Source organism: Leptolyngbya sp. BL0902, from assembly GCF_016403105.1.
Classification (GTDB): domain Bacteria; phylum Cyanobacteriota; class Cyanobacteriia; order Phormidesmidales; family Phormidesmidaceae; genus Nodosilinea.
In genome coordinates this window covers 1,247,501-1,270,335 of the sequence record NZ_CP046155.1, presented here as the reverse complement: position 1 = coordinate 1,270,335, position 22,835 = coordinate 1,247,501, and the positions used below count along the sequence as shown (strand labels likewise).

Below are 22,835 nucleotides of genomic sequence, written 5' to 3'. Positions count from 1 at the left end.
CCAAGGATTTATGAAACGTCAGGTTATTCAGAACTTCCTGAATTTACCCGGTCTATCGGGCATTGGCCTGATCGACGGTCGGAATCGGCCCTTTTTCTTTGGCCCCGATATTCAGCTCAATACGGGCCAGCAGGATGCCCTCGCCCAAGGGATTCAGCAGGTGATTGAGACGATCCCCGCCGGGTTTGACACCTTTTCTTTTCGGTTTACTCACCAGCTTGTCCATATTTATAAGCTCGACGAGGGCTTGATTCTGCTGGTGCTCATGGCCGACCAAATGGCCTTTAACACCTACCGTTCCGCCATCCGGCAGCTCACCGAGACCCTGATGGAAGAACCCCACAATGCCGTTTCCACCTTCCGGCTGCTGGCGGGCTGTGTCACCCTCAACAGCCGCTCGATGAACCCCGATGGATCCACTCCTTTCCCCGGTGCCCCGGTAGCGATCCCCACGGAAGCAGCCTCGCCTTCCCCAGGGATCACGGCGGTTAGCGTGGCGGATCTGCTGGCGGCGATGAACCACCTCAGCGACGGGGCTACCCAGTACCTCGGCAAAATCATTGTGGCCAACACCTGGAAACAGTCTCGCCCCGATCAACCCTGGCTGGCTCAGTTTGAAATTCAAAAAGATGGTCATTTTGCCCTGCCCAACGCCGCTGAAACCATCACTCCAGAGCAGCAGCAGTGGGTACGCGACTGGGTGAATGCCTTTTTAGATCGGGGTAGCCGCACCATCCGCAACTTCAAGAGCATGGTGGGAGAGGGGGGCACCCTATCGCCCCAGGAGGTGGCGCTACTGGTGGGCAATCAGGAGTCATCACCCTAGGTCTGCCCCTCGACGGTGGTGCATAGCTAGGTGAATGTGCCCTGCGTCCGTCCGCTCACTCGCTGATGATGGGCCGTGGTGCGTGGCTGCACATTGGCAACGCCTTGCCTTGGCGTCATACATCCTAGGATTGTCCCGATTCCCGCCGACTGATTCCCGCCGCCCGCCGCCCAATTTCCCGATAACCATTCCGAAACCTTGCAGTATCGTAAGATAGCCCCTTTCACTGGTTTCCAGATTCCCCTGATTCCGGAGTAGAACAGTCCCCATGGTTAAAACCGTTCGCCTAGAGCCCATTGCCCAAGAAACCTCCATCGAAACCAATAGCAACCTGCTCTCGGTGCTGCTAAATAAGGAGCTGGATGTCTTAAAGGAATGCGGTGGCCGAGGCATGTGCGCCACCTGCCACATCTATGTGCAGTCGGGCATGGAAGCCCTCACCCCCATCAACCGTCGCGAACAGCGCACCCTGGAGGTAATTACCTCCTGCAAGCCCAATTCTCGGTTGGCCTGTCAGTCCCGCGTGATTGGCAACGGTGTGGTGGTGGAGTTGCCGCCCGGTATGTACGTCAACTCCCTCCAAGACATTGAGGCGCTGATTGGGCGGCGGGCCGAGCAAGACCTCCTGCACCCCATTACCGGGGAAGTGCTGGTGGAGACGGGCAAGCTGATTACCCGATCTGTCCTCAAGCAACTGGAGGATACGGCCAGCTTCAAAGTGGGTGAGTTCTTCACCCAAAGCTCAGACTCCTAGGTTTTGCGGCCTAGATACCCATGAGGAGCCCGCCCCCCACGGAGTCGCCCCTGATACCAGGTCGATGGACGCATCTGCTATGGTAAGGCAAAGTCCCTGTTGAGCTAAACGCCCTCCCCCCTATGGACGCCGCCCCTCCGCTAACCAGCCGCCACGAGCAGGTGCTCCAGGCTACGGTGCGCCACTACATTGCCACCGCCGAGCCCGTGGGGTCACGGGCCATCGTCCAGGAATATAACCTCAAGGTGAGCCCCGCCACCGTGAGGAACACCATGGGTCGCCTGGAGAAATACGGCCTCCTCTACCAGCCCCACACCTCAGCGGGGCGGGTGCCTTCGGATTTTGGCTATCGGCTCTACGTGGATCGCCTGATGCAGCCCGCCGGATCCTTGGGGCAAAAGGTGGACGCCCTGCTCTCGGAGGAACTGGGCTGGGCCGGATGGAGTCTGGAGGCCCTCCTGAAGGAAGCCACCCAAATTTTGGCTCAGGTGAGCGGCTATCTCGCCCTGATTACGGTGCCCCAGGCCAGCGCGGCCCTGATTCGCCATATCCAGTTGGTGCAGGTGGAGGCAGGCCAGGTACTCCTCCTGGTGCTGCTCGATTCCCTCACCACCCAATCCGTAGTGCTCAAGCTGCCCACGGAGATCACCTCTACCCTAGGCGACGATGCGGAACGGCGAGAACTCGATATTCTCTCCAACTTTTTGACCCAACACCTGCGCGGACGCCCCCTAGCCGATGTGGCGGGCCTAGACTGGAGCCACCTTGACCTCGACTTTCAGCGCTATGGAGCGATGCTGGAACAGGCCATCCTCGATTTAGCCCAGCGCTCCCAAGCCCCCAGCACCACCCAGCTTTTAATGAGTGGCCTCGCTGAGGTGCTGCGCCAGCCGGAATTTGCCGAAGCCCAGCGGATTCAGTCCATCGTGCGGCTGCTGGAGGAGGAGCAATCGCAACTGTGGCCGCTGTTCTTCGCACCGCCCGCCCCCGCCAGTTCGTCCTCCAATGTGCGGGTGTGGATTGGTTCAGAAAACCCCATTGAACCGATGCAGGGCTGCGCCTTGGTGGTCTCAAACTACACCAAGCAGGATTTATCCCTAGGCACGGTGGGCGTTTTGGGGCCAACTCGCATGGTCTACGAAAACGCCGTTGCCGTGGTGCAGGCTACCGCCGACTACCTCTCCAATGCCCTGGGTCAATAGGCTCCAGCCTAGACCCTAGCCTTGGACTGTCCCATCATCGTTTAATCCCAGCTTTTTCCCTTGAGAGCATCGACTATTCAGCCCAAAAGGCGTTGATTTTCCAGGCTATCTGCTATTTCTGACATTTTCATTCACGATTTCTTCCATTTCTGCCCCTTGACCCCGTGCATTCCTCAAACCTCCAGGGCATAGTAAACGTGGGTGCTACGGATAGGACACACATCCGTGTTAATTACTGAAATTCTGGCGATTCTTTCCATTGCAGCAGCGACGGGGCTCCGAGTGGCCCTGCCGCTGCTGATCATTGGCCTGATGTCTGGGGAAAAACTGTGGGGTAACGTCCCCCTGCTGTCGCAGTTGCCCCCCACCCTCTGCATTGGGGTGTTGGTCAGTTGGTCGGCGGCGGAGTTAATGCTGTCGAAGGACAGCTATAAACAGCGCATTTTTCAAATTGCGGAGCTGATCCTGAGCCCTGGGGTGGCGGTTTTAGCGGCTATTGCCGTGGCGCGCACGTTGGATTTAGCTCCCTGGATCACCGTGATTACGGCGGTGGTGGGAGCACTTTTAGCCCTAGTGATTCAGCTCTTGCAGGTGGGTTGGTTCTATCGGCCCAAGCGGCCTCCAGCCTGGCTGTTTTTTGTCATTGATGGGCTGTGTGTCATGCTGGCCTTTCTCACCTTTGATGCCCCGCGCAAGGGTGGGTTGATTGCCCTGCTGCTGCTGTGGCTGGTGATTCGCACCTCCTACGTGTGGCAGAACTGGTCGCGACGACGCTAGGGCAGGACACCCTAATGCATCGGCGTAGGGGCCAGATCTGAGGGATGTTAGCTCTCCCTGCCACCGGGATCACCTAGAGTCAGGGCACTACGGTGTCGCTTTCCTCCATGTCGTCTCCCTCAATGGGGTCAGACAGCCTAGCCTGGGGGAACGCTAGCTGTTTCTAACAGAAAATCTTGAACTCTGCCCGGATTCAGTAGCTATCCTCGGTAAGCTAAGGCAGGATAACAACAAGGACGGGAGCCGTCGCACCATGGTTCAGCCGGAATCTCCTGCGCCAGTGATCACCCTGGAGGGGTGAGCCGCTGTCCTTGCCCCTAGGGCATTGGCCCACGGGGAAAGCCTTCCGTCCCCCCATTGCCATGGTGAGTCCAAACTCTGCATGAACGAGCCTTTCCCCAAGAGTCTTTCAGGTACGATCCTGATCGCCGACTGCGGCCTTGCGGCCTCGCCAGATTTGATCCAAATGCTGTCGGCTGAGGGGTTTGGGGTGTCCTGTGGCCCTGCTGTGGTCGATCTATCGGCTACACTCCCCCTGCCCGATGTCATTGTTCTGTCGGTTCCGAGCTTTACGGCTACCGAACAGCAGCTTTGCCAAGCCTGGAAGCAGCGGGCCGAGACGGCTTTTATTCCCATCGTTGTTCTAGGGGCCGATCTATCGCCTGCCCCCAGACTCATGGCCTTTGACAGTGGCGTGGCCGACTACATCCTCTTCACGCTGGGGGTTGAGGAGATTGTGGCGCGACTGCGGGTGCAGGTGAATACCTACGCGCTGCTCCGCCGCCTACAGAGACAGACCCAGCGGGCTATTGCTTCCGGTGGGCCAACCCAGCTCCTCTCCGATCTTCAGCGGGCCTTGCGGCGGCAGGCAGAATTGCTTCAGGCCCAGAATGACAAACTGCACCAGGAAATGAAGGAGCGGGAACAGGCCCAGGAAGCCCTGCGCCTAGAGCAGCAAAAATCTGAACAACTCCTGCTCAACATTTTGCCGAAGGCCATTGTGGAAAAACTCAAGCAGCTCCAGGGTTCCCTGGCGGATCGCTTTGATGATGTGACCATCCTTTTTGCCGACATCGTCAACTTTACGCCCCTCGCCGCCCAAACCAGCCCCCTCAGCTTGGTCAACTGGCTCAACCAGGTCTTTTCTGAATTTGACCGACTGGCGGATCGCTACCAGCTCGAAAAAATCAAGACCATTGGCGATGCCTACATGGTGGTGGGGGGGCTGCCCCTGCCCAGCCAAGACCATGCCGAAGCCGTTATGGAGATGGCCCTAGCCATGCAAATCGCCGCCGCTGGCATGGCCCGCAGTGATGGCCAAGCCTTCCAGCTTCGGATTGGCATCAACACGGGGGCCGTGGTGGCTGGGGTGATTGGCATCAAAAAATTCAGCTACGACCTCTGGGGCGACGCGGTCAACATCGCCAGCCGCATGGAGTCTCAAGGCCAACCGGGCAAAATTCAGGTCACGGAGGAAACCTATCGGCGGGTTAAGCACCTCTACCACTTCGAGGCTGCCGGACGGGTGCTGGTCAAGGGCCGAGGCTATCTCAAAATCTATCACTACGTCGGACGACGCTGATCAACGCCCTGGGGCTGCTGCCTCCGGAGCCACCTCTACCGCTCCTGAGGGCCCTAGGTCAACTCTCAGGAGGATGGTGTCAGGCAGGCTCACCTTCGGCAGCACTTCTCCTACCTGGGGGAGATGTCCCTGGGCCAGGTATTGGCGAGCGGCGGCGGTGAGGGGTTCCCAGGCCAACACTTCCCCCGTTGGCCCCAAGGTGAGGTGGTAGCGCAGGGGCGATGCCATCCCTGGAATGGGCTGCCACCGTTGCTCTAGGGCCGTCTGCACAGCGGTGATCCCCGTAGCGAGGTCGTCAGGGGCGAGGGGATCGGATTCTGCTTCAGCCGCCGTAATGCCAGCGGGAGGCTCCGCCGCTAGGGGCGCAGCGGCGAGGGGATCGGGCTGAACAGACGCCTCTGGCATCGGGGCCGTACGAGCCACCGAAGGCGCTTCCCCAGCCGGAGGCGCAGGGCGGTCGGGGGGTAGGCGGGCCGGACGCTGGGGAGGCCGGGGATCCGCCGGGGGAGGCGCAGAAGGACTGGCCGGAGGGGGCGCTTCTGAAGCTGCCGGACGGTCTAGGGATCTAGGGGGCCGGGGTAGGGAGGTCGGTGGTCTTGATTCAGGAACGCTCTCAGCGGTGCCTGCTCCTCCTAGACTGGGCTCCTCGCTATCCCCCCCGGTAGACGGTTCTGCTCCTCGGAGCCTAGCTCCCTCCAGGGCCGGAGTGACTGCGGGATCGGCCTCGGTTGCCAACTCATTGCTAGCCTCATCACTAGCTTCATCACTGGCCTCATCACTGGCTTCGTCGCTGGCCAGAGGAACAGGATCCGAGGGAGGGGGCAGGGTTGCTGTTGTGGGGCTAGGTACTGGCTGCGTCGTCAGAGTCATTTGGCCTAACCACTGACTGCCCAACACCGCTGCCACCAGCACCGCCGCCACCGATCCCGTCCACAGGGGCAGTCGCCGGGGGCGCAGACGCCGTTCTCGATGTGGCCGCGCCGGAGCTAGGGCCTCAGGCAGTACATCCACCGCCTGATCGGCCTGGGCGAGGACCGCCGCCAGATCGGCTAGATGCAGGATCGATAGGTTCACTGCCGTCGCCGCATCGGCCATGGTCAAACGATGGCGCGTTGGCCCTATCGGAGCCAGTTCCATCTGTCCTTGGCGCAGGGTCGCTGCTGGGATTAGGTCTGGACTGGCCAAATATCGCTGCACATACCCCTGAACAAGCTGGGTAAGATCCGCTAAGTCTGCCCCTGGCCCCGACCACTCAAAACGGGTTGCCTTGGGGGGAATTGGGGCTGTAGTCTGGGCCTCAAGGGTTTCCTCCTGCAATCGCAAGTGAAACCGCAATCGCCGCAGCACCACCCGTTCCGTCAGCGCTGTCAACGGTGACACCTGCCCCGTCAGCCGCAGGGTCCAGGCCCCAGCGGCATAGTCATAGGAGGAAAGGGAGACAGCGGTGGTCATGGAAGGGGATTGGGAGTTAAGAACCGGGCATTAGGGCTAGGTTTGAGAACGATCTAGGAGCGTGAGCCAGAGTTTTCGAGATCCACCTGAGCCGCCATAGAACAGCAGATCAATCAACAGTTTTAGGGCCAGGGCATTGAGGTCGTCGGGGGTCGGCGTTGGGTCGGCTTCCATCCGCTCTTGGTAGGCATTGGCGAAGGCATCTAGGTAGTTGCCCAGAATGGCTACCCGGTGGGGGGGACGGCCTTGGTCGAGGGCATCTTCGAGCTGGGCGACGGCCTGACGAATGGTGGCCTGGTGGGCCTGGGCGAGATCAGTAATCACCAACACCAGGGCACGGGCTTCGTCAATATCAAGCTTTTTACGGCCTTGACCCTTGCGTAGGGGGCTAGATTGCCGCAACCGCCAGAGGTTGACCCGATCACTCAGCAGTTCCGATAAGCCCAAGCTCGCTGCTGCCGCCAACATCGCCTCAGAACCCACGCCCGTCAACGATTCTAGGGCCAACAACACCAGATCAAGTTGGGCCTTAATGCTCTGGAGTTGCTGGGGCGTCGGCGCAGAATGGGCCAACGGTTGCCCTAGTGAATGTCCGGTATTTTGGCCACCCTGGGGCTCAACATTTGACCCTGGCTGAGACGCTCGCTCCACCGTTCCCCCTCTCCTCTACCCTAAAGGGTTGCGCCAATTGTGGCACGGAGGTTGCCATTATTGAAACCATGACTCAAACTGGGGCACCAGCCTACCCAGCGAGGTCAGCCGAGGGGAGTTACCGCCTTCGCCCCCGCCATTAAGGTGGCTATACCCGTCAGTTCACTATTTCAGCAATTTTTTAGGTTCAAGGCTGGGTTAGTGGTTGAGGAATAGGCCCAAAAATGCGGTCGGTGAAGCGCACATACCAGGCCGCTGCTTGCACTTGAATAATATAGGCCATGGCGATAATTAGGGCAATTTCTGAACCCTGTTCTCGACCAAAGCTGGTCATCGCAATGGCAAGGGCAATGGAGAGATTTCGCATTACTGTGCCGTAGACTAGGGCGATGGCGTCGCCTCGGTTAAAGAACAGCTTGCCGATAATGGTGCTGAGGAGAAAGTTCCCGGCATACAGAATTGCCAGGGGTACCAAAAAGGACAGCAAAATCATCGGATTGCTGATAATATCCTTCGCCTTGAGGGCCATGGCCACGAAGACCACACCGAGGACACCCAACGTCGAAAAAGCTGGAAATTTGTGCTTTAGATTTTTGTGATACTTGTCGGCCCCCAGGGTACGAATCAGCACCGTGCGGGTGGCTAAACCCAGCAGCATGGGCAGAAACACAATAATAATAATCTGCCGAAAAATGTCTGTGAGAGGAATTTCGACCACCGCTCCCATCAAACCCTTGGCATAGAAGGGGGTGGCAACGGAACCGAGGATCAGCCCCACCACGGTCATCTTAATGGCCGCGCTGACGTTGCCTTTGGCAAAGCCCGTCCAGGAAATCGTCATGCCGCTGGTGGGTAGGAGGGAGGCGAGTAGCAACCCCAGTGCCACAAGGGGCTGATCGGCAAAGAATAATTGCCCCATCCCAAAAGCGAAAAAGGGCACGATGGCAAAGTTAATTAACTGCGTGACTACTTGAACTTTGGTGTCGCCGCCGGAGAGAACCTCTTGAATTTGCAGGTTCACCATCATCGGGTAAACCATTAAAAAGGTGAGGGGAATAATCAACGCCTTGAGCGGGGCTGGGTTAATGACGGCCCCGACCAAAATCCCCGCGATCATACAAATCGGGACTGACCAAACCAGGTTTTTTTGAATAAATCCTAGAAATTTCCACACAGTAAGCGCCTACCTTTGGGTAATCAGTGGATATGAATTTCTGGTAAGGGGCTTAAGCCCCTTGTTAATGTGTTGCTGAAAATCAATGACGAAACCCTACACCCACCAGGGTTTTTCTCCCGTGCGGGGGTCGGTTTCTGTCCAGGGGGAGAGCCAGATGGCGTTGTCGCGCACCTCAACGCGGGTGAGTTTGAGGGGGCGATCCGCAGGGCCACGCACGACGGCACCGTCGGGGCTATAGCGGGAACCATGACAAGGGCACTGAAACTGCTGATCCAGCGGGTTCCAGGGAAAGGTGCAGCCCAAGTGGGTACAGTTGTCCACCAGGCCCATGGCGTCGATGGAGCCGTCTTCGGTAACGGTGAGGTAGGTGGGTTCTCCGGCCAATCCAGCCACTAGGGCACGGGTGCCGGGAGGTTCGGCCAAAACTTGGCTGGCGGGGATGGGGTTGCCCAGTTTATCTTTGGCCAGCAATCCACCCCCAGCAGCGGCGGCGGCGGGGGGCACCATAAACTTGGCGGCGGGGTACAGGGCCGAACCTACGGTGGCAGCAACGGTGGCTCCGGTTAGGAAGTTCAGCAGTTGCCGCCGAGATAAAGAAGGGGGATCGGTGAGGGGAAAGGTGTTGTCCATCGTTGTTGATCGGTATTGATTCGGGTGAGGGGTGTTTGAGGTGAGAGGGGGTGCGGTGTCGTGGGAGGAGAAGCCCGGTTTCTGGCTGGATAATCCTCAATCCCACTTGATTACACCTGATTCTCCTGTGGTGCATTGCGGCGAACCAAAGCGATTCGGGTGTTGCCAGGTAGGGTTGTCGCCGCTAATGCACCCTACAGTCCTACGCTTTGGGACTTGGGGTTGTGAAACTCGGATTTGGTGTGAGACCCAATCTGGTATGCCACCTGATGCAGAAACCGGGCTTCTAAACCAACGCTCTAGGCGGCGACTAAAACGGCTTCGGGCAGTTGGGCCATGACGGCCTGCATTTTTTGGCTGGCATCGAGGGCGATTTCCTTGGCCTGGGGGCTGTGGATCATCAAAAACATGGCCAGGGGATCCACGGCGGAGACCTCTACTCGGCCATCGGTGTGCTCTTGCACGACGACGTTGCAGGGATAGAGGACGCCCGCTTTGTCGTCGGTTTGCAGCATGGCGTAGGCCACCTGGGGATGGCAGGCTCCGAGAATTTTGTAGCGGCGGAAGTCTACATCCAGCTTTTTCTTGAAGGCGGCTTGCACGTCGATCTCGGTGAGGATGCCGAGCCCTTGCTGGCGTAGCGCTTCGGTGACTAGGGCAATGGCGTCATCAAAGGAGGCGGCCACGACTTTACTGAAGTGATACATGGGTTAAAAATCCTTACCTAAGTTAATGAAGCGAAAGGAATACGATGAGAATCATTCTCTAAATATATAACTTAATGGTAAAATAGTCAAATAATCAAGATAGATGTTTTCAGGGGTCGTCCTGGTCTGTGGCCTCCGATAGCCTCAGGGTCTTGAGAATGCGGTATGTGCCCCATTCCTCCTCTGAAATTATCTCCTCTGTCTAAATCATCACTCTTTAGTGATAAAGGATTTTCTATGGCTAACGTTGTTGTGATTGGGGCTGGTTTGGGTGGGTTGCCCGCCGCCTACGAACTACGGCACTTTCTCCCCGCCGAGCACCAGGTCACGCTGATTTCTGAGCATGACAAGTTCACCTTTATTCCAGGACTCATCCAAGTGGCGCTGGATCTCAAGTCCATGAAGCACGTTCAGTTGGATCTGGCTCCCCTGGCCCAACGCCACAGGCTCAACTTGGTGCAGGATCGGGTAACGGGGCTGGATCCTGTGCAGCGGAAGATCACCCTAGCCAGCGGCGATACTCTGGACTACGACTATCTGACCATTGCCACCGGAGCCTCCCTCGCCTTCGACCTGATCCCCGGCCTTGGCCCCCACGGCGGCTATACGCAATCCGTTTGCACCCCCGACCACGCCCTAGAAGCACGGGAAACATGGCGCGAGTTTGTGAAAAATCCTGGGCCAATGGTGGTGGGGGCGGCCCCCGGTGCGGGCTGCTTTGGCCCCGCCTACGAATTTATTTTGATGGCCGAACGGGAACTGCGCCGCCTGGGCATTCGCGACCAGGTACCCATTACCTACATCACGCCAGAACCCTACGTGGGGCATTTGGGCGTTTCTGGGGTAAAAAATGCCCGCGAACTCACCGCTGATTTGATGGAAAAACGAGGGGTAGAGTTCATCGACAATGCCGCCATTACCCAGGTCAGCCCCGATGCCGTCATCCTCAGCGATGGTCGCCAAGTTCCCTTCCGCTATTCGATGATTCTGCCGTCTTTCCGGGGCGCTCCGTTCATCCGTGAAGTCCCCGGTTTGGCCGACGAAAAAGGGTTCATCCCCGTGCTGCCCACCCAGCGCCACCCCGAATTTCCTGAAATCTACGCCGCCGGGGTGAGCATCAAACTGACCCAGCCCGACCAAACCAAAGTACCCATCGGCCTACCCAAGAGCGGACAAATGGCCGAAGCCATGGCCACCGCCGCCGCCCACAACATCGCCGTGGATCTAGGTGCCATCAACGGCCCGCTGCAAGTGCCCACCCTCGATGCCCTCTGCTTTGCCGAATTTGGCGAAACGGGCATCGCCTACATCGCCGCGCCAGTCATTCCCGACCCGGCCACGGGCAAACGCAAGCAGTCCTACGCCGCCCGTGGCCCCTGGGTGGTGTGGGTAAAAGCGGCCTTTGAGGAATACTTCATGGCCAAAATGCGCTTTGGGGTGGGGATGCCCTGGTACGAACGGCTGGGGCTGCGGACGCTGTTTGGCCTCAAACTGCTGAGCGACTATCGGCCCTCGGCACCCCAGATGGTGGACAGCCATGTGCCTTCCCAACCTGCTTAGGCTGGGATCCCCCCTAGCCCCCCTTAGTAAGGGGGGAATCGGCTTCCAAGTCCCCTTACTAAGGGGAATTCAGGGGGATCTCCCTGGAGGTGGCCCACAGCAATAGGGGATCTGTGTCTGCGGAAGGCAGCAGGGCAGAGGTTGAGAGATGTTGCGGTCTGCACCGATCTCGCCCTTGCCCTAGGAAATGATTGGAACAATTGACGTAGCGTTTAGCCAAAAGGATGTGCTGTGATGAAATGGTTTTTGCGTTTTGGCCTAGGACTGTGTTTGATGACGCTGGTGTGGGGCTGGCAACCTGCCCTGGCCCAGGCGGAGGTGAACCCAGCGGAATTGGCTAAGGCCGTCGAAGCGGTGGAAAATTTGGATGCCCTCCGCAGTGGGTTGGCCTCCTACCTAAAAGATGCACCGGAGCCCCCCACCGCCGACACCATGAAGCAGGTCTGCAAACCCGTGGGCATGAAGGCGATGGAACTGAGCAAAGAAAACGGCTGGCAGGTGAAGCAGCTCGCCAAGAAATACCGCAACCCCGACCACGCCCTCGACACGCCCCACGCCACCATGGCCCTGGCTAAGTTTGAGCAAAACCCTGAACTGATGGGCCTTTGGGAAAAAGAGACGCTAAACGGCCAACCCGGCACCCGCTACTATCGGCGCATTAACGTGGAAGCCAGTTGTCTAGCCTGCCACGGGATGAAAAGTTCTCGACCCGACTTTGTGAAAGCCAACTACCCCCAAGACCTCGCCTACGACTTCAAAGAAGGCGACCTACGCGGCATGTATGCGGTGTTTATCCCCGATGTGCAGCAGGCGCTTCAGGAGGCGGTTAGTCCGTAGGTAAAAGGCTTGGAAGACTGGGGGATTGGGGGCCTAGGGACTTCGCTTTCAGCCACAAGGGGCAGAACGACGATAGGGACGGTAAATGTTATGAGCTGACTGCTTTACAAACCGTTACAGTTCGGTTAAGGTAGTGACATACATACCTCGCTACCCCTTGTGGGAAGCAAACCTTGTAAACCTGCACTCATTTCTAATCATGACCACGACCCTTCAACGGCAACAATCTGCCTCCCTCTGGGAGCAGTTCTGTCAGTGGGTAACGAGCACCGAAAACCGCCTGTACATTGGCTGGTTCGGCGTGCTGATGATCCCCACTCTCCTGGCTGCCACCGCCTGTTTCGTAATCGCCTTTGTCGCTGCTCCCCCCGTGGACATCGACGGCATCCGTGAGCCTGTTGCTGGCTCCCTGATGTACGGTAACAACATCATCTCTGGTGCTGTTGTTCCTTCCTCCAACGCTATCGGTCTGCACTTCTACCCCATCTGGGAAGCCGCTTCCCTGGATGAGTGGCTGTACAACGGTGGCCCCTACCAGTTGGTGATTTTCCACTTCCTCATCGGCGTCTTCTGCTACATGGGTCGTGAGTGGGAACTGAGCTACCGCCTCGGTATGCGCCCCTGGATCTGCGTGGCTTACTCTGCCCCTGTGGCCGCTGCCACCGCTGTGTTCCTGATCTACCCCATCGGTCAAGGCTCCTTCTCTGACGGGATGCCCCTGGGGATTTCCGGTACCTTCAACTTCATGTTGGTGTTCCAAGCTGAGCACAACATTCTGATGCACCCCTTCCACATGATGGGTGTGGCCGCTGTGTTCGGTGGGTCTCTGTTCTCCGCCATGCACGGCTCTCTGGTGACGTCTTCTCTGGTGCGTGAGACCACCGAGACCGAGTCCCAAAACTACGGCTACAAGTTCGGCCAAGAAGAAGAGACCTACAACATTGTGGCGGCTCACGGCTACTTCGGTCGTCTGATCTTCCAATACGCTTCCTTCAACAACAGCCGCAGCCTGCACTTCTTCCTGGGTGCATGGCCTGTGATCGGCATCTGGTTCACCGCACTGGGCATCAGCACCATGGCGTTCAACCTGAACGGGTTCAACTTCAACCAGTCCATCCTCGACTCTCAGGGTCGCGTGATTGGCACCTGGGCTGACGTAATCAACCGTGCCAACCTGGGTATGGAAGTGATGCACGAGCGCAATGCTCACAACTTCCCCCTCGACCTGGCTACGGCTGAGGCTCCTGAAATCATCGGCTAGTCCATTGTGACCAGTCCATGGGTCAGCTAGCGATAGTTGACTAGGGAAGAGAAAGCGCTCCTCGAAAGGGGGGCGCTTTTTCATTGGTTATCTTGCCCATTGGTCATCCAGGGCTTTAGGTTTCTGATGTTCTGCGGACGGAGCTATCCCCCATTCGCCTATGGTCAAAGGGCCTAGCCTCCTGCTTGAGAACCGCTGTTCCCTGCAATCTGCTATGGCCATGGAGAGCTAGGGAGAGAAGTCGTACGGTTGTATCTCAAGGCGGCATCTATCCTGCTGGTTGAGCGTGCGCTTGATTGGATTGATATCTCGAAACCCTTCTGCTCCATTTTGGTTGAGCGCTTCAGAGAACTGATCTGCAAATCTAGACACGCAGGCATTGCGACTGCTGGACAGTTGCTCCAAGGCTAGCTGGGCATTGTTAATATCCCATTGCTCCACAGCGCTGTGCAGTCGCTCCCAGGCTCGTTCGTCTTGGGTATTGGTGGCAACCTGAAGTTCGTAGCGTTCCAAAATATTGAAGGCCAGCCAAAAGCTGAGCCCCAGGATAGCGGCTACGCCTGTAGACAAAAGACATCCACCCCAGGGAGCCTTGCGCCTGGGAGCGGCAACCTCAGGGCCACCCTGTTTGGCCAGTCGGCTGTAGTATCCAACAAAGGGCGGCATTTGGTCGATGAACCACACTTCTATCCCGCTGCCCTTGAGCTGTTCGGCCATGGCGTAGGCCGTATCCCACTGCTGGTCGGGGGTAAGGCCAGCAATGACAGGCTTCTGATCAGGGAAGTGACCTCGCTGTATCTGGAGATCGTCTGCCGCAGCCTGTAGGGTGTCTTGATAGAGGGTGTGGGCGCAGCGAATAACGTAGTCTTGGGTGAGGATATCGACCTTTCGGCCACTGGGTACCGGAACTTGGCAATAAACATCGTGCCCATGCTGTTCTAGCCAGCGGGATAGAAAGGACTGTAGGGTGTCTAAATTGGGGAACTCCATAGACGAGGTAGGGCTACCGATGGAATGTACCGCAGGCTTTCCCTAGGGGGAAGCGCAACTTGCCCTACATCTTATTGTGCATTCCGTCAGGCGGCACAGAGATTCCGTGAGATGATTTCGTGAGATACCCAGTAGACCGAACGAACGGGGCGCGAAGTTCCTAGGGTGGCGTTGACCGCGCCTGTCCGCAGGATGATGTCAGCCTAACTGGGGCGTTACCCTGCGGATATTACGGGAGGTCGCCCTAAAGCGGCTGAATCAAAATTGGAGCGGAACGGTGCGACTGGGGATCCGCAGCGGATTCTTGGGTGATGGCGATAGCCCGTACCCGATCACCATCCCGCCGAAAGATGCTGGGTAGGTCAATCGGCTGAGACTGGCGGCCCTGCTCATCCACGGTGAATACGGTGGTGAGGATGGCGTTTTTGTCGTCTACGGTAACGGGGGCATTGGGGTCAACCACCGTCCACAGGACATAGACCATTCCTGGCTCTAGGGGGGGCAAGTTAGCCACCGTCAGCGACCCCTCCAGGGTTTGAGGGTTGATCTGAACCTCCGCCGTGGCGGTGGCCATACCCGTCGGATCGGCAAGGGCAACGGTTAGGGTTTCGCCGCTGGATGTCTGGGCCATCTGAAGCGCCCGCCACAACACCAGGTTGCTGATGCTCAGGCCCGCAATGACCAGTGCCGCAGCGGCCCCCAACCCCCGCTGCCACCAGGGGCCAACGACAATGGGCGGCGGCGTAATGGGGGAGGGTTTCTGGCGAGTTGGTATATTGACCGCAGCAGATGTTTGGATGCCAGCGATGGGCAAGATGGCGCGACGCAGGTGATCGGGCGGCGCTTGGGGGGTAATTTCGCAGGCGGCTTCCCAGGTGGCTTGCAGTTGGGCCAATTCGTGTTGTAGGTCTGGGTGCTCGGCCAGCAAAGCCTTGAGGATGGCGGCTTCCTCTGCACTCAGATCGTAGAGGACGTAGCCAGCCATCAACTGTTGCCGCTGTTCTGGGGATAGCGAACCGATCATGGGCGGTTAGTCTCGATAATCGTGAAGCAAATGCCGCAGCTTCAGCAAGCCTCGGCGGGCGTGGGCCTTCACGGTACCCAGGGGGGTATTCAGTTGCTCGGCAATGGTAGCCTGGGTCATGCCTTCATAATAGGCCATGCGTAGAACCTGGCGCTGGGGATCGGAGAGTTGGGCGAGGGCGGCTTGCACCTGTTCCCACTGCTCGGCCTGGTGCAGGTGATCTTCGGGAGGGGTACTAGCAGTTGGCTGTAGGGTTTGCAGACGGCTGGCAGAGTTCTGAGCGGCGCTGCGCGAACGCAGGCGGTCTAAGGCCCGTGACCGGGTCATGATGGCTAAAAAGGTTCTGAGGGAGCCCCGCTGAGGGTCGTAGGCGTTTGTTTGGGGCAGCTTAAGGAAAATATCTTGGGTGAGATCTTCGGCCTCGTGGGAATTGGCCAGCAGTTTGAGGGCAATGCCGTATACCAGCCCCGCATGGCGATCATACAGCTGCCCCAGCGCCTCTTGCTGTCCGGCGCAGAGATCCAACCAGAGGTCTGTGTCGGTCGGCTCACCGACATTCCCTTGGCTGGGCTGTGCAACATCCATCGTCACTGGAAACCTAGACACTAACCTTAGTCTGCCTCACCTGCGGCAGGAACGCTATCTTGCCCAAGTTCATATCTGGCTAAAGGGCTGGCGGTGGGGGATGGCGCTACCCTAGGGCCACCGCAGGTCATCCCCCCTCGGCGCGGGTTTATCCCGCCATGAGCACGCCGCGCAGCTCACCCCCTCGGTGGCGGGTGGTGTGCAGATCAACGTACAGCATTCCGTCGTTGAGGGCCTGAACCTGCTCTGGGGTTAGGGTAAATTCACCCCGCGCATCGCCCCCCATGCCCGTATCATTCAGCATGACCTCCAGGGCATACTGGAAAGGCCCATTTTCCATGGGGCTGCCCCGATGGATGTGGAAGGCAGAGGTGATGTTCGGGTTTGGCGGATCCACCGGATCGGTCTCGTAGTTACGAGGGCCGCTAGTCAAATCGCGGAAGCTGGCCCGCACCACCAGACGGTTGCCTACCAGCACTGCTCCCACCGCTCCACGGGCATCGCTGCGCGGCGCATTGGGCACCACAGCCTGCGGACTCAGAATAGCTACATAGGTCATCATCGGCTGGGGCATCATCCCCTGAGCCAACAGGGTTGACCGCGCCGCCGCTAGGTTAGAGTCTACCTGCTGCCCCAGGGATTGGGTCATCGCCGTCGCGGATACTGAAACAGCGTCAGAGTAGGATCCCGTCACCCTGGCCCAAGCAGGGGTGGATAATCCCACGGCCAACAGGCCTGCACAAAGGGCAAGGCCCATTCGTTGCCACATCTTGTTGTAAAACATCGGTCTATCTCATACGCCAACAACTGAACCTGCGCGGCAGATTCTTAAGGAGTACGATCTGCCGCAATGTTTGGATGCACCCACGGCTAAAAAAAGTCAGAAGACCTGCATCGCCTAGGGATCTAGGGGAGCAGGGTGAGTCTGGGCCTCTACGGGTGATGGTGTCGCAAGGCAGCGGCGGCATGGAGACGAACCCCCGCGTCTTCATCCTGGGTGAGGGCTTGCAGGATGGGGATGGCCCGCCGATCTCCCCATTGCCCCAACAGCATGACCAAGTGACGACGCAGCAGGCTACGGTCGGCGGTAGTAGGCAGCGCATCCAGCCACTGCGGCACCTGGATAACCAAGCGGAGTTGTAGGCTAGGGTTAGTGGTGCGTGAGAGGGCTTGCAAGGCCGTCACGCGAATGGCGTCGGACAGCATATCCCAGGACTGGACAATGGCTTCAAAGGCCGCAGGCGTGTCTTGCCAAACGAGAGCCTGCACGGTGGCTAGCTTGAGGGAAACGGGGGTATGACTGACCGTCAACAACTCGTGAAGAGTTTGGGTGGCGGCGGAGTGGGAAGTGCGCCCTAGGGCATAGATGGCCTGCTGTGCTACGGCTGGGTGAATATCCTTGGCTAGGGGTTGCATCAAGGCCACCCACTGGAGATCGCCAATCTGCCGTCTAAAGCTAATCAGGCTTTGAATGGCGGCCAGTCGCACTGCGGCGGTACAGTCTTGGAGCGCATCCACCACCAGAGAGAGTACGTCTAGGTCGGCAAATTGCCCCAACGCCTGAATGATACTGGCCTTGGTTGATCCGGTTGTGTGGTCAATGGCGGCAACCAGGAGGGGCTGGGTCGCGGGGTGAGGAATGCGACAGAGCACCTCAATGGCCATGGCCTGAGTAGCTGATGCTGTAACAAGGGTGCTGAGTGCCTGGATGGCGTTGGGGCCAAGGTGGCCCAGGGTATCAATAATCGTTTTCTGCAAGTCTTCGTCAGCGGTACCCAAGGCGTCAATGAGGGCAGCAATCGACGCTGGGTGGTCAAAATGTCTCAGACTGTAGGCAGCAAACCAGCGATCCTCCCAGTCCAGCCTTTCATCCCTAAGCATGGTGATCAGGTCGCCGATGGCCACCCCTCCCAATCGGGGAAGCTGCCGAGCGGCCTCCCAACGATCGGCGAAACTGCCCTGCCGAAAATTACCTCCCTCCCGAAGTTGGCTCGCGGTAGTGGATGAAGAGACCAAGTCTGTTGGGGGGGAGGAACTAGCCTGGGGTGAAGCCAAGGGGTCAACGAAATCAAACAAAATCTTGCTCCCTATGGGGTATGGGATAGGCCATCATGACTGAGCGGAAAACACGCTGGCTGCCGTTGGATACAGTACGGGTAAAGGGCTTCAGCCCCTGATTCACAGGTTTTATGCACAGGTTTGATTCACAGGTTTGGCGATGCTTAGGTGTCCTTCATCCATCAGAAAACGGATAGGAGCCAATGGTTAAAGTATGCCTGTCTATAGTGATAGCCGATTCTGGCCCTGCACTATGCAGGTCGCGCAATGGGAGTTTGCATGACTTGCATGGATCACCAAAAAGCGTATTGAGAGATACAAAATCATTGGAAAAGCGCCGCTTATGGTGATTACGCTAAGCAAAACAATGAATCTAGAGCATTCTCAAGAGGTGCAGGAAACCTGACTCCTGGCATCATTACCTTTGCTGTCTATCCACACCGCGATTCAAATTTCATGAAATTGTATGGGAAGTGCATAGAGAGTGTTGGTAGGTCAACAATGACCCTGGCCTGAAAGTTTTCTGTCAATAGGTGTTCGTTGTGTTGTTGATCTTTTTTGCAAGGCGGTGTGCCTGTGACTATTTCTATGGATAGGACTAGCGAAGCCGCTAGCACGAAATTGAATAAGTTTGAAAAGCTAAAGGCTGAAAAAGACGGCTTGCTGGTTAGGCACGACCTAGCCCATTTTGCCAAAATTGGCTGGGAAGCAGTGGATGAAGCCGATTTAACCCATCGTCTCAAGTGGCTAGGGATCTTCTTTCGGCCTGTTACCCCTGGTAAATTCATGCTGCGGTTGCGGTTGCCCCACGGGGTAATGACGAGCTACCAATCTCGCACCCTGGCTAACATTATTCAGCGCTATGGCGAAGACGGCAGTGCCGACATTACCACTCGGCAAAATCTTCAGCTTCGCGGCATTTTACTAGAAGACATTCCTGATATTTTCCACCAGCTAGAGGCAGCGGGGCTGACCTCTGTGCAGTCTGGCATGGACAATGTGCGGAACATCACCGGATCTCCGGTATCTGGCCTCGATGCCGATGAACTCATCGACACGCGAGAACTCGTGCAAAAAGTTCAGGATATGATCACGGGCAACGGCCAGGGAAATCCTGAATTTAGCAATCTGCCCCGCAAATTCAACATTGCGATTGAAGGCGGACGGGACAATTCCATCCACGCCGAAATTAACGATATTGCCTTTGTTCCCGCCTTTAAAGATGGCGTTTTGGGCTTCAACGTACTGGTGGGGGGCTTCTTCTCCGCCCGTCGCTGCGAAGCGGCCATTCCCCTCAACGCCTGGGTTCCCGCCGATGACAGCGTCGTTGCCCTCAGCCGCGCCATCCTAGAGGTCTACCGGGACAACGGCCCCAGGGTGAACCGCCAAAAGGCCCGCCTAATGTGGCTAATCGACGAATGGGGGCTAGATCGCTTCCGGGCTGAGGTGGAATCCGCCTATGGCCAGCCCCTCACCCCCGCCGCAGAAAAGGACGAAATGGACTGGGACAAGCGCGATCACATCGGCGTGTATGCCCAAAAACAGGCGGGGCTGAACTACGTGGGCCTGCATGTGCCCGTGGGTCGCCTCTGGGCCGAGGACTTCTACGAATTGGCCCGCCTTGCTGAAGTCTACGGCAACGGCGAATTGCGGTTGACCGTGGAGCAGAACGTGATTATCCCCAATGTGCCCGATGATCGCCTGCCCGTGCTACTAGAGGAGCCGCTGCTCCAAAAGTTCTCCACCGATCCCTCGCCCCTGATGCGGGCGCTGGTCTCCTGCACCGGAGCGCAGTTCTGCAACTTCGCCCTGGTAGAAACCAAGCAACGCGCCCAGGTTCTCGCCAAAGCGCTAGATGCCGAACTTACCCTGCCCCAGCCCGTGCGGATTCACTGGACAGGTTGCCCCAACTCCTGCGGCCAACCCCAGGTGGCGGACATCGGCCTGATGGGCACCAAAGTCCGCAAGGACGGCAAAACCGTGGAAGGTGTGGATATTTTTATGGGTGGCAAGGTCGGCAAAGATGCCCATCTCGGCGAAAAAGTCATGCAGGGCATCCCCTGCGACGATCTGCCCGATGTGCTGAAAACCCTGCTGATAGAGCATTTCCAAGCCCAACCCCGCTCTGGCGGAGAGGCTCCCGGTAGTTCAGTCTCGGTCACGATGGAATAACCCGCTCACCCCCAACCCCTCTCCCACCGGGGGAGAGGGGAGCCAGACCGTAGGGTACATTCGCGAAGCAATGCACCACCCAAAGCTGCGCCTTCAGAAGGATTCCCAATAAAGCCGATTAAGGACGGATGAGGGCTTAAGGCCAAAAAAATGCCCTGCCGCTATCGTTCACGTCAGGGACACACAGTTTGCATTAATGTTTGCAGACTACCATAGGATTTCTCCGTTTCATAGCTTCTTTAGCATTTCCGTAATCTACGTCCCGTTCCCATTCCTTCCTACTGTTAATACGCAACTATGGCCGCTCCTCACAAAACCCTCTGTCCTTACTGCGGTGTTGGGTGTGGCTTGGAGGTTGTGCCCCAGCGCCCCAGCGACGATCCTACGCTTCCCCAACGCTGGCAAACCAGGGGAGATCGCGCCCATCCCTCCAGCCAAGGCATGGTCTGTGTGAAGGGGGCCACGGTGGCGGAATCCATCGACCAGGATCGGCTGCTATACCCGATGCTGCGGGAATCCTTGGATGCGCCCTTTGAGCGGGTGTCCTGGGAGGTGGCCCTAGACCAGATTACCCACCGGATTCGTGATGTCCTGGAGGACTTAGGGCCTGATGGAGTCTATATGTACGGCTCTGGCCAGTTCCAGACCGAGGATTACTATGTGGCCCAAAAGCTGATTAAGGGCTGCTTGGGGACGAACAATTTTGATGCCAACTCGCGGCTGTGCATGTCTTCGGCGGTGTCGGGCTATTTGCAGAGCTTGGGTTCTGACGGCCCCCCCTGCTGCTACGAAGATTTGGATCTCACCGACTGCGCCTTCCTCATCGGCACCAACACCGCCGAGTGCCACCCCATCGTCTTCAACCGCCTGCGGAAGCACCACAAGCGCAACCCCCACGTCAAGCTGATTGTGGTGGATCCGCGCCGCACCGAAACCGCCCAAGTCGCCGACCTACATCTCGCCATCCGTCCCGGCACCGACATCACCCTGCTCAACGGCATCGGCCACCTGCTGCTGAGGTGGGGCGCGTTGGATCAGGGCTTCATCCACCAGTCCACCCAAGGATTTGCAGACTACACCGACGTTCTGCGCCACTACGAACCCAGTATCGTCGCCGAACGCTGCGGCATTGCGGAAGCCGATCTAGAAACCGCCGCCCGCACCTGGGCCAAGTCCCAATCCGTCCTATCCCTGTGGTCAATGGGGCTGAACCAGTCTTCCGAGGGCACCGCCAAGGTGTGTTCCCTGATTAGCCTGCACCTGCTGACGGGGCAGATTGGCAAACCGGGGGCAGGGCCGTTTTCCCTCACCGGGCAACCCAATGCGATGGGAGGGCGCGAGGCAGGCGGCTTAGCCCACATTTTGCCGGGATATCGTCTGGTGAAAAATCCCCAGCACCGCCAGGAAGTCGAGCAGTTTTGGGGCTTGCCGGAAGGCCAGATTTCCCCCACCCGTGGCCTCACTATCGGCGAAATGATCCCCGCCCTAGAGCACGACCAAGTGGGCCTGCTGTGGATTGCCGCCACCAACCCCGCCGTCAGCCTGCCGGACTTGAACCGCACCAAAGCCGCCCTGCAACGATCCCCCTTCACCGTCTACCAAGACGCCTACTACCCCACCGAAACCGCCGCCTATGCCCACCTGCTGCTGCCTGCGGCCCAGTGGGGCGAAAAAACGGGCACCATGACCAATTCCGAGCGCACCGTCACCCTCTGCCAAGCCTTTCGGCCCCCGGTGGGGGAGGCCCGCGCCGACTGGGAGGTTTTTGCTGAAGTGGGTCGCCGCCTGGGCTTTGCCGATCAGTTCCAGTTTGCCACCAGTGCCGACGTCCACCGGGAATTTGTCCAAATCACCCAAGGCCGACTGTGCGATATGACCGGGATCAGCCACGAACAACTAGCCACTAGCCCGATCCAGTGGCCCTGTCCAACCCAGGAAACCGCCGACACCGCCGCTGATACGGCTCCCGACAAGCACAACAAACGCCTCTACACCGACCATCATTTTGCCTACCCCGATGGCCGCGCCCGGTTCATGCCCTACCACGAAAAAGGGCTGGCCGAACCTGCCGATGACCGCTACCCCTTCGTTCTCACCACTGGGCGACTCTATGGCCACTGGCACACCCAAACCCGCACCGGACGCATCGCCAAAATTCAAAAAATGCACCCCCAGCCCTTTCTAGAAATGCACCCCCGCGATGCCGAACGGCTCCAGCTTGCGGATCAAGACTGGGTAGAGGTGCGATCCGCCCGTGGCACCGCCCGATTACCTGTGCTAGTGACCAAAAACATTCGCCCCGGTACCCTGTTTGTGCCCATGCACTGGGGATCCCTCTGGGCCGAGGACGCCGAATGCAACGCCCTCACTCATCCCGAAGCCTGCCCCATTTCCCTTCAGCCAGAGCTCAAAGCCTGTGCGGTGCAGGTCGTGCCGCTGTCGCCCCCGGATCAATCCCAATCATTGGCGCAGGTGGAAGAAAGAACGGCGCTGCCCGTCGCGATGGTTCCACACAATCCGGTAAAATCATCTGAACCTGAGACCCATTCGTCCGGGGTACTTTCATCCTCCTAGTCTGTGTTCCTCCCTC

20 protein-coding genes are annotated in these 22,835 nt (G+C 58.2%); 10 read left to right on the top strand and 10 right to left on the bottom strand.

The genetic code is table 11. The features are described from left to right. Positions 1 to 10: 10 nt before the first annotated feature. The 5 genes from GFS31_RS05730 (at position 11) to GFS31_RS05710 (ending at position 5,141) form a co-directional block, all read left to right on the top strand. A complete protein-coding gene (locus tag GFS31_RS05730) occupies positions 11 to 826 on the top strand; it encodes a hypothetical protein (protein ID WP_198807269.1) in 816 nt (271 codons plus the stop codon). A 268-nt stretch (positions 827 to 1,094) separates the two neighbouring features. Continuing rightward, the gene (locus tag GFS31_RS05725) at positions 1,095 to 1,580 is read left to right on the top strand and encodes a 2Fe-2S iron-sulfur cluster-binding protein (protein ID WP_198807268.1); all 486 of its coding nucleotides are present in this window, start codon (positions 1,095 to 1,097) and stop codon (positions 1,578 to 1,580) included. 122 nt (positions 1,581 to 1,702) lie between these two features. Beyond that, on the top strand, positions 1,703 to 2,782 hold the full coding sequence (hrcA, locus tag GFS31_RS05720) for a heat-inducible transcriptional repressor HrcA (protein ID WP_198807267.1): 1,080 nt from the start codon (positions 1,703 to 1,705) through the stop codon (positions 2,780 to 2,782). Between the two features lie 225 nt (positions 2,783 to 3,007). Continuing rightward, positions 3,008 to 3,559, top strand: a complete 552-nt coding sequence (locus GFS31_RS05715; RefSeq protein WP_198807266.1) for a DUF4126 domain-containing protein — start codon at positions 3,008 to 3,010, stop codon at positions 3,557 to 3,559. Between the two features lie 382 nt (positions 3,560 to 3,941). Then, a complete protein-coding gene (locus GFS31_RS05710) occupies positions 3,942 to 5,141 on the top strand; it encodes an adenylate/guanylate cyclase domain-containing protein (RefSeq protein WP_198807265.1) in 1,200 nt (399 codons plus the stop codon). Here GFS31_RS05710 and GFS31_RS05705 read toward each other — a convergent pair whose 3' ends face one another. The 5 genes from GFS31_RS05705 to GFS31_RS05685 all read right to left on the bottom strand — a co-directional run bounded on the left by GFS31_RS05705 (position 5,142) and on the right by GFS31_RS05685 (position 9,758). Then, a complete protein-coding gene (locus tag GFS31_RS05705; RefSeq protein ID WP_198807264.1) occupies positions 5,142 to 6,593 on the bottom strand; it encodes a DUF4335 domain-containing protein in 1,452 nt (483 codons plus the stop codon). It abuts the gene before it with no gap. 36 nt (positions 6,594 to 6,629) lie between these two features. After that, positions 6,630 to 7,166: a DUF3038 domain-containing protein gene (locus tag GFS31_RS05700; protein WP_198807263.1), complete on the bottom strand. Its 537-nt coding sequence runs from the start codon at positions 7,164 to 7,166 to the stop codon at positions 6,630 to 6,632. Between the two features lie 265 nt (positions 7,167 to 7,431). Further along, positions 7,432 to 8,361 (bottom strand): arsenic resistance protein, encoded by a 930-nt coding sequence (locus tag GFS31_RS05695; RefSeq protein ID WP_263974906.1) that lies wholly within the window; start codon positions 8,359 to 8,361, stop codon positions 7,432 to 7,434. 153 nt (positions 8,362 to 8,514) lie between these two features. Then, a complete protein-coding gene (petC, locus tag GFS31_RS05690) occupies positions 8,515 to 9,051 on the bottom strand; it encodes a cytochrome b6-f complex iron-sulfur subunit (protein ID WP_198807261.1) in 537 nt (178 codons plus the stop codon). 299 nt (positions 9,052 to 9,350) lie between these two features. Next, complete coding sequence (locus tag GFS31_RS05685) at positions 9,351 to 9,758, bottom strand: DUF302 domain-containing protein (protein WP_198807260.1); 408 nt, start codon at positions 9,756 to 9,758, stop codon at positions 9,351 to 9,353. 237 nt (positions 9,759 to 9,995) lie between these two features. On the opposite strand from GFS31_RS05685, the gene GFS31_RS05680 reads away from it, so the two are divergent. The 3 genes from GFS31_RS05680 to psbA all read left to right on the top strand — a co-directional run bounded on the left by GFS31_RS05680 (position 9,996) and on the right by psbA (position 13,416). Next, positions 9,996 to 11,318 (top strand): NAD(P)/FAD-dependent oxidoreductase, encoded by a 1,323-nt coding sequence (locus GFS31_RS05680; RefSeq protein ID WP_198807259.1) that lies wholly within the window; start codon positions 9,996 to 9,998, stop codon positions 11,316 to 11,318. 234 nt (positions 11,319 to 11,552) lie between these two features. Next, the gene (locus tag GFS31_RS05675) at positions 11,553 to 12,155 is read left to right on the top strand and encodes a DUF3365 domain-containing protein (RefSeq protein WP_198807258.1); all 603 of its coding nucleotides are present in this window, start codon (positions 11,553 to 11,555) and stop codon (positions 12,153 to 12,155) included. A 199-nt stretch (positions 12,156 to 12,354) separates the two neighbouring features. Further along, positions 12,355 to 13,416, top strand: coding sequence for a photosystem II q(b) protein (gene psbA / locus GFS31_RS05670; protein ID WP_198807257.1), 1,062 nt, complete (start codon positions 12,355 to 12,357; stop codon positions 13,414 to 13,416). A 228-nt stretch (positions 13,417 to 13,644) separates the two neighbouring features. Here psbA and GFS31_RS05665 read toward each other — a convergent pair whose 3' ends face one another. The 5 genes from GFS31_RS05665 to GFS31_RS05645 all read right to left on the bottom strand — a co-directional run bounded on the left by GFS31_RS05665 (position 13,645) and on the right by GFS31_RS05645 (position 18,031). Then, the gene (locus tag GFS31_RS05665; protein WP_198807256.1) at positions 13,645 to 14,406 is read right to left on the bottom strand and encodes a hypothetical protein; all 762 of its coding nucleotides are present in this window, start codon (positions 14,404 to 14,406) and stop codon (positions 13,645 to 13,647) included. A gap of 244 nt (positions 14,407 to 14,650) precedes the next feature. Then, entirely contained in the window at positions 14,651 to 15,430 is a 780-nt protein-coding gene (locus tag GFS31_RS05660) for an anti-sigma factor domain-containing protein (protein WP_198807255.1), read from the bottom strand. 6 nt (positions 15,431 to 15,436) lie between these two features. Further along, on the bottom strand, positions 15,437 to 16,015 hold the full coding sequence (locus GFS31_RS05655; RefSeq protein ID WP_198807254.1) for a sigma-70 family RNA polymerase sigma factor: 579 nt from the start codon (positions 16,013 to 16,015) through the stop codon (positions 15,437 to 15,439). Between the two features lie 148 nt (positions 16,016 to 16,163). Beyond that, positions 16,164 to 16,664, bottom strand: coding sequence for a CHRD domain-containing protein (locus tag GFS31_RS05650; RefSeq protein WP_225907578.1), 501 nt, complete (start codon positions 16,662 to 16,664; stop codon positions 16,164 to 16,166). Between the two features lie 284 nt (positions 16,665 to 16,948). After that, positions 16,949 to 18,031: a HEAT repeat domain-containing protein gene (locus tag GFS31_RS05645; RefSeq protein WP_198807252.1), complete on the bottom strand. Its 1,083-nt coding sequence runs from the start codon at positions 18,029 to 18,031 to the stop codon at positions 16,949 to 16,951. Between the two features lie 630 nt (positions 18,032 to 18,661). Here GFS31_RS05645 and GFS31_RS05640 point away from each other — a divergent pair. Together GFS31_RS05640 and GFS31_RS05635 are read left to right on the top strand one after the other, a co-directional pair. Continuing rightward, the gene (locus GFS31_RS05640) at positions 18,662 to 20,245 is read left to right on the top strand and encodes a ferredoxin--nitrite reductase (RefSeq protein ID WP_198807251.1); all 1,584 of its coding nucleotides are present in this window, start codon (positions 18,662 to 18,664) and stop codon (positions 20,243 to 20,245) included. Between the two features lie 297 nt (positions 20,246 to 20,542). Continuing rightward, positions 20,543 to 22,819, top strand: coding sequence for a molybdopterin oxidoreductase family protein (locus GFS31_RS05635; protein ID WP_198807250.1), 2,277 nt, complete (start codon positions 20,543 to 20,545; stop codon positions 22,817 to 22,819). The last annotated feature ends 16 nt before the right edge of the window (positions 22,820 to 22,835 follow it).

What these genes read in the sequence shown, in the direction of transcription:
- petC (WP_198807261.1), bottom strand. Translation starts at nt 9,051, where the DNA reads ATGGACAACACCTTTCCCCTCACCGATCCCCCTTCTTTATCTCGGCGG.
- GFS31_RS05685 (WP_198807260.1), bottom strand. Translation starts at nt 9,758, where the DNA reads ATGTATCACTTCAGTAAAGTCGTGGCCGCCTCCTTTGATGACGCCATT.
- GFS31_RS05655 (WP_198807254.1), bottom strand. Translation starts at nt 16,015, where the DNA reads ATGGATGTTGCACAGCCCAGCCAAGGGAATGTCGGTGAGCCGACCGAC.
- GFS31_RS05665 (WP_198807256.1), bottom strand. Translation starts at nt 14,406, where the DNA reads ATGGAGTTCCCCAATTTAGACACCCTACAGTCCTTTCTATCCCGCTGG.
- GFS31_RS05710 (WP_198807265.1), top strand. Translation starts at nt 3,942, where the DNA reads ATGAACGAGCCTTTCCCCAAGAGTCTTTCAGGTACGATCCTGATCGCC.
- GFS31_RS05650 (WP_225907578.1), bottom strand. Translation starts at nt 16,664, where the DNA reads ATGACCCAATCCCTGGGGCAGCAGGTAGACTCTAACCTAGCGGCGGCG.
- GFS31_RS05680 (WP_198807259.1), top strand. Translation starts at nt 9,996, where the DNA reads ATGGCTAACGTTGTTGTGATTGGGGCTGGTTTGGGTGGGTTGCCCGCC.
- hrcA (WP_198807267.1), top strand. Translation starts at nt 1,703, where the DNA reads ATGGACGCCGCCCCTCCGCTAACCAGCCGCCACGAGCAGGTGCTCCAG.
- GFS31_RS05730 (WP_198807269.1), top strand. Translation starts at nt 11, where the DNA reads ATGAAACGTCAGGTTATTCAGAACTTCCTGAATTTACCCGGTCTATCG.
- psbA (WP_198807257.1), top strand. Translation starts at nt 12,355, where the DNA reads ATGACCACGACCCTTCAACGGCAACAATCTGCCTCCCTCTGGGAGCAG.
- GFS31_RS05660 (WP_198807255.1), bottom strand. Translation starts at nt 15,430, where the DNA reads ATGATCGGTTCGCTATCCCCAGAACAGCGGCAACAGTTGATGGCTGGC.
- GFS31_RS05635 (WP_198807250.1), top strand. Translation starts at nt 20,543, where the DNA reads ATGGCCGCTCCTCACAAAACCCTCTGTCCTTACTGCGGTGTTGGGTGT.
- GFS31_RS05640 (WP_198807251.1), top strand. Translation starts at nt 18,662, where the DNA reads ATGGATAGGACTAGCGAAGCCGCTAGCACGAAATTGAATAAGTTTGAA.
- GFS31_RS05695 (WP_263974906.1), bottom strand. Translation starts at nt 8,361, where the DNA reads ATGATCGCGGGGATTTTGGTCGGGGCCGTCATTAACCCAGCCCCGCTC.
- GFS31_RS05675 (WP_198807258.1), top strand. Translation starts at nt 11,553, where the DNA reads ATGAAATGGTTTTTGCGTTTTGGCCTAGGACTGTGTTTGATGACGCTG.
- GFS31_RS05725 (WP_198807268.1), top strand. Translation starts at nt 1,095, where the DNA reads ATGGTTAAAACCGTTCGCCTAGAGCCCATTGCCCAAGAAACCTCCATC.
- GFS31_RS05705 (WP_198807264.1), bottom strand. Translation starts at nt 6,593, where the DNA reads ATGACCACCGCTGTCTCCCTTTCCTCCTATGACTATGCCGCTGGGGCC.